The sequence below is a fragment of the Streptomyces rectiviolaceus genome, assembly GCF_039533825.1.
In the GTDB taxonomy this organism is placed as follows: domain Bacteria; phylum Actinomycetota; class Actinomycetes; order Streptomycetales; family Streptomycetaceae; genus Streptomyces; species Streptomyces rectiviolaceus.
In genome coordinates this window covers 1-7,748 of sequence record NZ_BAAAUG010000211.1, presented here as the reverse complement: position 1 = coordinate 7,748, position 7,748 = coordinate 1, and the positions used below count along the sequence as shown (strand labels likewise).

The window sequence follows — 7,748 nt, the reverse complement described above, 5'->3', positions numbered from 1 at the left end:
CCAGCCGGGCCACAACGCGCCCCTGCCCACCCCCCGTGGGCCCGGATCGCCCGCCCACCCCGACCGCACGAGGCGCCTCCCCGCCCACCCCCGTGGGCACGGGCCGGGCGAAGCGCCTTCCCGTGCCGCGGGGTAATCGGGTGGGTGGGTGGGAGAGGTTGTTTGGTTCGGGGGACCTGACTATTGGCAGGGGTGGTTGTGGGGGGTTGGGAAGTAGCGTCGCGGGGTGGTTAGTGGACGGGGGCGGGATGCCCTTCTCTGGGTGGTGTTGGTGGCTCCCGCGTTGAGCGTGGACCGGGCGGGGCTGAACGAGCCGCGGTCGGCGTGGCAGCAGGCTGCCGGGGTCGCCGTGCTGGGGCTGGCCGCAGGCACCTGGCGGCGGTGGCCGCCGGGGGCCTTCGTGGCGGCGGCAGGGCTGGGGCTCGCGGCGGCGCCTTCCCTGTTCACACTCTCGTACGGGCCCGCGCTGGGCGTTTTCGCGCTGCTCATGGGGCGGCGGGCCGAAGGCATCAGGCCTGCTCTTGTGGCGTTCGGGGCCATTGCCCTGGCTGGGACGGTCAAGATCGGCGTACGCGAGGTCGACCCCGTCGTGGAGTGGCTTGTGCTGATGGGGACGCTGCTCTTCGGAGCGGTCTTCCCGTGGCTCGCGGGGCGCTACCTCCGCCAAGGCCGAGAACTCGCCGCCGCCGGCTGGACCCGCGCCGCCCAGCTGGAGCGCGAGCAGCGCATCGTCGCCGACCGGGCCCGGCTGCGGGAACGGGCCCGCATCGCCCAGGACATGCACGACTCCCTCGGGCACGAGCTGAGCCTCATCGCGGTACGGGCCGGCGCCCTCCAGGTGGCCGCCGATCTGCCGGATCGGCACCGCGGAGCCGTCGCCGATCTGCGCGTGGCCGCATCGGACGCCACCGACCGGCTGCACGAGATCATCGGGCTGTTGAGGGAGGAGGGCGACGAGGTCGCGCCGCTCGCCCCGGCCGGTGAGAGTGTGCGGGACCTCGTGGAGCGGGCCGTCGATTCGGGGCTGCCGGTTCGGTATGTGATGGACGGCGAGGAGGGTGAGGGGGGTGAGGACGGCCGTCGCGCCGTCCATCGGGTTGTCCAGGAAGCCCTGACCAACGCCGCCAAACACGCCCCCGGCGCCCCCGTCACGGTCGAGGTGAGGGAAGCGGAGGTCGTCGTCACCAACGGAGCCGCCCAGCAGCCGGGTTCGGGCCCTGGCGCCGGATCGGGCCTCGTCGGACTGCGGGCCAGGGTCGAAGACCTCGGCGGCACCCTCGAAGCCGGGCCGCACGGCGACGGCTTCCGGGTCGTCGCTCGGCTCCCCGAAGGCACCTCCCCGCAGCCCCGCCCGGAGGCCCCCGCGCCCGGCGGCCTCGCGTACGCGCGCCGGCGGACCGTGCTGGCCTTCGGAGCCGCCCTGGCCACCGGCGTACTCCTGGTGGGCGGCGCCTTCGCCTGGTACGCGTACTCGAGGTCGCACGCCGTCCTCGAACCGGCCGACTTCGCGCGGCTCACCGTCGGTCAGCCCCAGGCCGCCGCCGAACGGCTGCTGCCCGACAGAGCCGCGTCCGACCCGCCCGAGGAACGCGCCCCGACCCCGCCCCCCGAAGGGGCCGACTGCCGCTACTACCGCGCCAGCGGTGAACTCTTCGTCACCGTCGAGCACTTCAGGGTCTGCTTCGATGGCGGGGTCGTCGTGGAGAAGAGTGTGATCCCCAAGGCCGGGGTCAGTGGCGAAGTGCGGGAGCATGAGAAGGAGTGGGTGCTGTGATTCGCGTACTGCTGGCCGATGACGAGGCGATGATCCGCGCCGGCGTCCGCGCGATCCTCGGCGCCGGCGAGGACATCGAGGTCGTCGCGGAAGCGGGTGACGGGCGGGAGGCCGTCGCGCTCGCCCAGGCGCACCGTCCGGACGTCGCGCTGCTCGACATCCGTATGCCGGGGCTCGACGGACTTGCCGCGGGCGAGGAGATCGTACGGACGCTGCCCGGCACCGCGGTCGCGATGCTGACGACCTTCTCCGAGGACGCGTACGTCGCGCGGGCGCTGAGCGGCGGAGCCACCGGCTTTCTGCTGAAGTCCGGCGACCCGCACGAACTCATCGCGGGCGTACGCGCGGTGGCAGGCGGCGCCGCCTTCCTCTCGCCCAAGGTGGCCCGCCACGTCATCGACGGCTACGGCGCACAGCGCATGGGCAGGAACGCCGACGCCCGCGCCAGGACCGCGGCCCTGACCCCGCGTGAGCGCGAGGTGCTCGGGCTCGTCGGGGAGGGGCTCTCCAATCCGGAGATCGCCGCCCGGCTCCATCTGGTCGAAGGCACGGTCAAGGCGTACGTGAGCGCGGTCCTCGACCGGCTCGGGGTCAAGAACCGCGTTCAGGCGGCGATCGTCGCCTACGAGGCGGGACTTGTGCGGCTCTGATGCTCCATGGGCATGGGCATGGGCATGGGCTCCGACGTCTCAGCGGCGGTGCGTCGCGTGCCGCCGGTGCGATGTCGCGTCCGGCGTCGGCGTCGGACTGCCCGGACCCGCGAACCACCTGACGACGCCCGTCGAGGAACCGCGCATCGCCTCGACGACACGTGCCACGGGGCGAGTGGCCAGACGTACGAGGAGAAAGGCGAGCGCGGCGCCGAGGAGCAGGCCCACGGCCACGTCATGCGGATAGTGCACGCCCACGAAGACCCGCGAGAACGCCATGAGCACGGCCATCGGCAGCGTCAGCGCGGCGATCCGCGGCCAGGCGAGCGCGAGGCCGACGGCCGCGGCGCCCGCGATCGTCGAGTGGTTGCTGGGGAAGGACCAGTCGCCGTACGCAGGGCACTCGACGATCGAGGTGAGCGCCCCGGAGACGGCCCGGCACGGGCGCTCCTCGTCGACCGCGGACTTGAGCAACTCGCTGCACACGTACGCCACCGCCGTGACGAGGGGCGCGAGAACAGCTATCGCGAGGGCGCGGGGGTCGCCGCGCCGCGCCCGCCACCAGGCGACGATGAAGAGCACGCCGAAGAGCAGCAGGCCGAGCTCCGTCCACACCTCGGCGAGGTGCTGGAACCAGGTTGGGGTGTCGTGGGCGAAGTCGGTGACATCGCGATAGAGATCGTCGTCCATGGTGTCCATGATTACGGACGGTATGGAGTGGGCCCGAATCGTCACATCCGGCGATCGACCCGTCACAACCCCTGACGAAAGACAGGGGTTCGGGAAGCGGAGTCCGCCGTTCCGTGATGATGATCCGCAAACTTTGTTGCTCGGGGCGGCGGGTGGGGCAGGACAAGGCGCGGATCTCTCGTAAGGTTTGGGCCGTGGGATCTCTGCGCAATCCGGTCGGGCCGCTTCCCTCCACCATCTACTGGCGTCGGAGGGCCGTTCTGCTGTCCTTGATCGGGCTGATGGCGCTTCTAGTCGTGTGGGTGCTCACCCTGGGGGGTGGGGGCCGGAACAACGGCGCCGACGGGCCGTCGGGCTCCGGTCCCGCCACGTCCATCACGCCAGGACCGTCCGGTTCCGGGCCCGCCATCAGTGAACACCCGGGCGGGCGCGACGAGTCGGGCGACGAGGGGGACGGGGGCGACTCCGGCTCCGGTGGCTCGGGCGGCGGCTCCGGTGACTCCGGGGGGTCCGATGGCTCGGGCGACTCCGGCGGCGCCGGTGGCGGCTCGGAGGACGGCGCCAAGGGCGGCGGCGGTGCGGGCGGACAGCTGCCCGCCGGGTCGAGCGTGCCCAACTGCGTGAGCGGCGACGTGAAGTTGAAGCTGCGGAGCGTCCAGAACAGGTACGAGATCGGCGAGAAGCCGAAGTTCGAACTCATCGCCCAGAACAGTGCGGGCAAGTCCTGCAAGGTCGATCTCGGCGGCAAGAAGACGGTGCTGACGATCACTCAGGCCGACAGCGACAAGGAGATCTGGTCCTCGGCGGACTGCCCTGTCGGTGACGGGAGCGTGCTGCTGCGCGTGCCCGGGGACGGGCGCGTCACGCACACCGTCGAGTGGGACCGCCGGGGGAGCGAGCCGCAGTGTGCGACGCCTTCGGCGGGAAGTGCGGCGCCGGGCACGTATCTCGTGGAGGCCAAGGCCCCGGGTCTGGGGTCGGCGCAGGCGTCGTTCGTGCTTGAAGAGGGCTGACTGCGGGGCAGTCAGGTGGGTGGGCGGGAAACTCACCACCCACCCAGCGGCACCCGCTAGACGTACCGCTCCAGGATCGACGACTCGGCGAGGCGCGACAGACCTTCCCGGACGCTGCGGGCCCGAGCCTCACCCACCCCGTCCACCGTCTGGAGATCGTCAACGCTCGCAGCGAGCAGCTTCTGCAGACCTCCGAAGTGCTCCACCAGCCGGTCGATGATCGCGCCGGGAAGGCGAGGCACCTTGGCGAGCAGACGGAAGCCCCGCGGCGAGACCGCGGAATCCAGCGCCTCCGGGGAGCCGGTGTAACCCAACGCCCGTGCCACGGTAGGCAGTTCAAGCAGCTCCGCATGGCTCAGCGCGTCCAGCTCGAACAGCGCCTCCTCGACCGTGCGGGAGCGCTTCGCGGTCGGCTCGGGGACGTAGTCCCGGACGACCAGCTCGCGCTCGGGCTCGACGCCCGCGATCAACTCGTCCAGCTGGAGGGCGAGAAGGCGCCCGTCCGTGCCCAGCTCCACCACGTACTCGGCGATCTCCGTGGCGATGCGGCGCACCATCTCCAGGCGCTGGGCGACCGCCGTGACATCGCGGACCGTCACCAAGTCCTCGATCTCCAGGGCGGACAGGGTGCCCGCCACCTCGTCGAGGCGCAGCTTGTACCGCTCCAGGGTCGCGAGGGCCTGGTTCGCGCGGGACAGGATCGCCGCCGAGTCCTCGAGGACCTTGCGCTGTCCGTCCACGTAGAGCGCGATGAGGCGCATGGACTGGGAGACGGAGACGATGGGGTAACCCACCTGCTTGGACACGCGGTCCGCGGTGCGGTGCCGGGTGCCCGTCTCCTCGGTGGGGATCGTCGGGTCGGGGACGAGCTGCACGCCCGCCCGCAGGATCTTGGTGATGTCCTTGTCGACGACGATGCCGCCGTCGAGCTTGCACAGCTCGCGCAGGCGCGTCGCCGTGAACTCGACGTCCAGGATGAAGCCACCCGTGCACATCGACTCGACGGTCTTGTCCCAGCCGAGGACGATGAGCCCTCCGGTGTTGCCGCGGAGGATGCGCTCGAGTCCGTCGCGCAGGCCCGTACCGGGCGCGACCGCGCTCAGGGAGGCGCGCATCAGCCCTTCGGCACCGGAGCTTCCGCCGGGCTTGCCGGGAGCTGACGCCCGGTCGTTGGCTGCCACTGCACTCCTCGGGGTCGCGGGTTGTCCAAGCCCCGGAACGTACGTCTGCTTCGTACGGATGGGCGAGACCAGGGCAAAGTCTACCGGCGCTCTTCGTCCTTCCGTGGGGCCTCTCTGCGACGCGACCTCGGAAGGACTTGCAGCGCGTCGCCCATGTCGGCGACTTCGGTGACCTTCATACCGGGCGGGACCTTGCCCGGGTCGGACGGGACGAGGGCGTGTGTGAAGCCCAGACGGTGCGCTTCGGCCAGCCTGCGCTGGACTCCCGTGACCCGTCTGACCTCGCCCGCAAGGCCTACTTCGCCGATCGCGACGAGATTTTTCGGCAGCGGGGTGTCGCTCGCCGCGCTGGCCAGGGCGAGCGCGATCGCGAGGTCGGCGGCCGGCTCGGAGAGCTTCACGCCGCCGACCGTCGCGCTGTAGATGTCGCGCTTGCCGAGCGCCGTGATGCGGCCCCGCTGCTCCAGGACGGCCAGCATCATCGAGACGCGGGAGGTCTCAAGGCCGGACGTGGTGCGCCGGGGGGAGGGGATCTGGGAGTCGACGGTGAGGGCCTGGACCTCGGCCACCAGGGGGCGGCGGCCCTCGAGCGTGACCGTCAGGCAGGTGCCGGGGACGGCCTCCGTGCGGCGGGTGAGGAAGAGGCCGCTGGGGTCGGCGAGGCCGGTGATGCCCTCGTCGTGCAGTTCGAAGCAGCCGACCTCGTCCGTCGTCCCGTACCGGTTCTTGACGCCACGGACCAGGCGCAGGCGCGCGTGGCGGTCGCCCTCGAAGGACAGGACGACGTCCACGAGGTGCTCCAGGAGGCGGGGGCCCGCGATCGCGCCGTCCTTGGTGACATGGCCGACCAGGAGCGTGGACATGCCGCGCTCCTTGGAGGCGCGGATCAGCGCGCCCGCCACCTCGCGGACCTGGGCCATGCCGCCCGGCGCCCCGTCGATCTCCGGGGACGCGATCGTCTGGACCGAGTCGAGGATCAGGAGGGACGGCTTCACCGCGTCCAAGTGGCCGAGGACGGCGGCGAGATCGGTCTCCGCCGCCAGATAGAGGTGGTCGTCGATCGCCTTGATGCGGTCGGCGCGCAGGCGGACCTGGCTCGCCGACTCCTCGCCGGTGACATAGAGCGTGCGGTGCTCGTCGCTCGCCGACTTCGCCGCGACGTCCAGGAGCAGCGTCGACTTGCCGACGCCCGGCTCGCCCGCGAGCAGCGCCACGGCCCCGGGGACCAGGCCGCCGCCCAGGACGCGGTCGAACTCGGGCACTCCGGTGGAGCGTGCGGTGGCCTGGCGGCCGTCGACCTCGCCGATGGGCAGGGCGGACGAGGTGACACGGCCGGGGGCGGTGGTGCGGACCGCGGGCGCGCCGTACTCCTCGACCGTCCCCCAGGCCTGGCACTCGGGGCAGCGGCCGAGCCACTTGGCCGTCTGCCAGCCGCACTCGGTGCAGCGGTAGGACGGGCGTTGCTTCCCGGTGTTGCCGGTCTTCGTACGGGTGGCCATGAACCGAACCGTAGCGGGCAGCACTGACATCACTGACATCGACCGAAGTGCGGGGCGCGATCGGTCCTGACCCGGGGCGCGGGTCACGGAATCATGGGTTCCTGTCCCCTTTTGAGGGATCTGTTCACCCGTAAGGATTAAATGTGCTCAAGTGGGAGGAGCGACCCGGCATCATCCGCCTAACTTCGCACGGGTGATGAGCAGCAGGCCGGAAACCCCCACGCAAGCAACCGGCGCACACCGGGCGCATCGTGACGCGCGCCAGCGCGTTGTGCCTCGCTCGGCGCCGCAGGCGCCGCCCGCACGCTATGAGCCTTGTCTGGACGGCCTGTTCACGTACTGCCTGTCCGTGCTCTGCGATCACGACGCCGCGACCACCGCCCTTGGCGACGTGCTCGCCGTCGCCGAGCGCCGCGGCTCCCGCGGCCCGGCCGCCGAGGCCGAACTGAGGTCCTGGCTGTACGCCCTCGCCCGCTGGGTCTGCCTGCTCGCCCTCGCCGACGCCAAGCGCAAGCGCCAGGGCACGCACGCCTCCGGACCGGCCTCCCGCGTCCCGAAGGCCGCCGGACCCGCCGCGCCGCCGGACGAGGCGGAGCGGCAGCGGCGCCGTGAACTCGCCCAGCTGGCCTGGCCGGAGGCCGCGGGGACGACGCCCGAGCAGCGTGAGGCCCTGGAGCTCGCCGTACGCCACCAGCTCGCCCCGAAGGAAGTCGCCGCGGTCATCGGCCTGGACATCGGCAAGACCCGCGACCTCCTCGCCTCGGCCGCCTGCGAGGTGGAGCGCACCCGGGCCGCGCTCGCCGTCGTGGAGACCGGCACCTGCCCGATCGTCGCCCGCCTCACCGGCGACAACCAGCTCCTCCTGGGCACGGCCCTGCGCCGCGAGCTGGTCCGGCACGTCGACGACTGCCCGCGCTGCCGCCGCACCGCCGAGCGCGCCG

Annotated in this window: 7 protein-coding genes; 4 read left to right on the top strand and 3 right to left on the bottom strand. The window is 72.1% G+C overall.

From position 1 onward, the window contains the following. Positions 1-262 precede the first annotated feature (262 nt). Together ABD378_RS41485 and ABD378_RS41480 are read left to right on the top strand one after the other, a co-directional pair. Positions 263-1,774 (top strand): sensor histidine kinase, encoded by a 1,512-nt coding sequence (locus ABD378_RS41485; protein WP_344530211.1) that lies wholly within the window; start codon positions 263-265, stop codon positions 1,772-1,774. After that, the gene (locus ABD378_RS41480; RefSeq protein WP_344530209.1) at positions 1,771-2,424 is read left to right on the top strand and encodes a response regulator transcription factor; all 654 of its coding nucleotides are present in this window, start codon (positions 1,771-1,773) and stop codon (positions 2,422-2,424) included. The genes ABD378_RS41485 and ABD378_RS41480 overlap by 4 nt, the downstream gene beginning before the upstream one ends. A gap of 39 nt (positions 2,425-2,463) precedes the next feature. Here ABD378_RS41480 and ABD378_RS41475 read toward each other — a convergent pair whose 3' ends face one another. Continuing rightward, on the bottom strand, positions 2,464-3,123 hold the full coding sequence (locus tag ABD378_RS41475) for a phosphatase PAP2 family protein (protein WP_344530207.1): 660 nt from the start codon (positions 3,121-3,123) through the stop codon (positions 2,464-2,466). 185 nt (positions 3,124-3,308) lie between these two features. Here ABD378_RS41475 and ABD378_RS41470 point away from each other — a divergent pair, with 185 nt between their 5' ends. Then, entirely contained in the window at positions 3,309-4,127 is an 819-nt protein-coding gene (locus ABD378_RS41470) for a hypothetical protein (RefSeq protein WP_344530206.1), read from the top strand. 56 nt (positions 4,128-4,183) lie between these two features. Here ABD378_RS41470 and disA read toward each other — a convergent pair whose 3' ends face one another. Together disA and radA are read right to left on the bottom strand one after the other, a co-directional pair. Further along, positions 4,184-5,308, bottom strand: a complete 1,125-nt coding sequence (gene disA, locus ABD378_RS41465; protein WP_160506437.1) for a DNA integrity scanning diadenylate cyclase DisA — start codon at positions 5,306-5,308, stop codon at positions 4,184-4,186. Between the two features lie 80 nt (positions 5,309-5,388). Continuing rightward, a complete protein-coding gene (gene radA / locus ABD378_RS41460; RefSeq protein WP_344530203.1) occupies positions 5,389-6,807 on the bottom strand; it encodes a DNA repair protein RadA in 1,419 nt (472 codons plus the stop codon). 193 nt (positions 6,808-7,000) lie between these two features. On the opposite strand from radA, the gene ABD378_RS41455 reads away from it, so the two are divergent. Then, positions 7,001-7,748, top strand: a 748-nt coding sequence (locus ABD378_RS41455; RefSeq protein ID WP_425583972.1) for an RNA polymerase sigma factor, incomplete at its 3' end; no start/stop codon positions are given.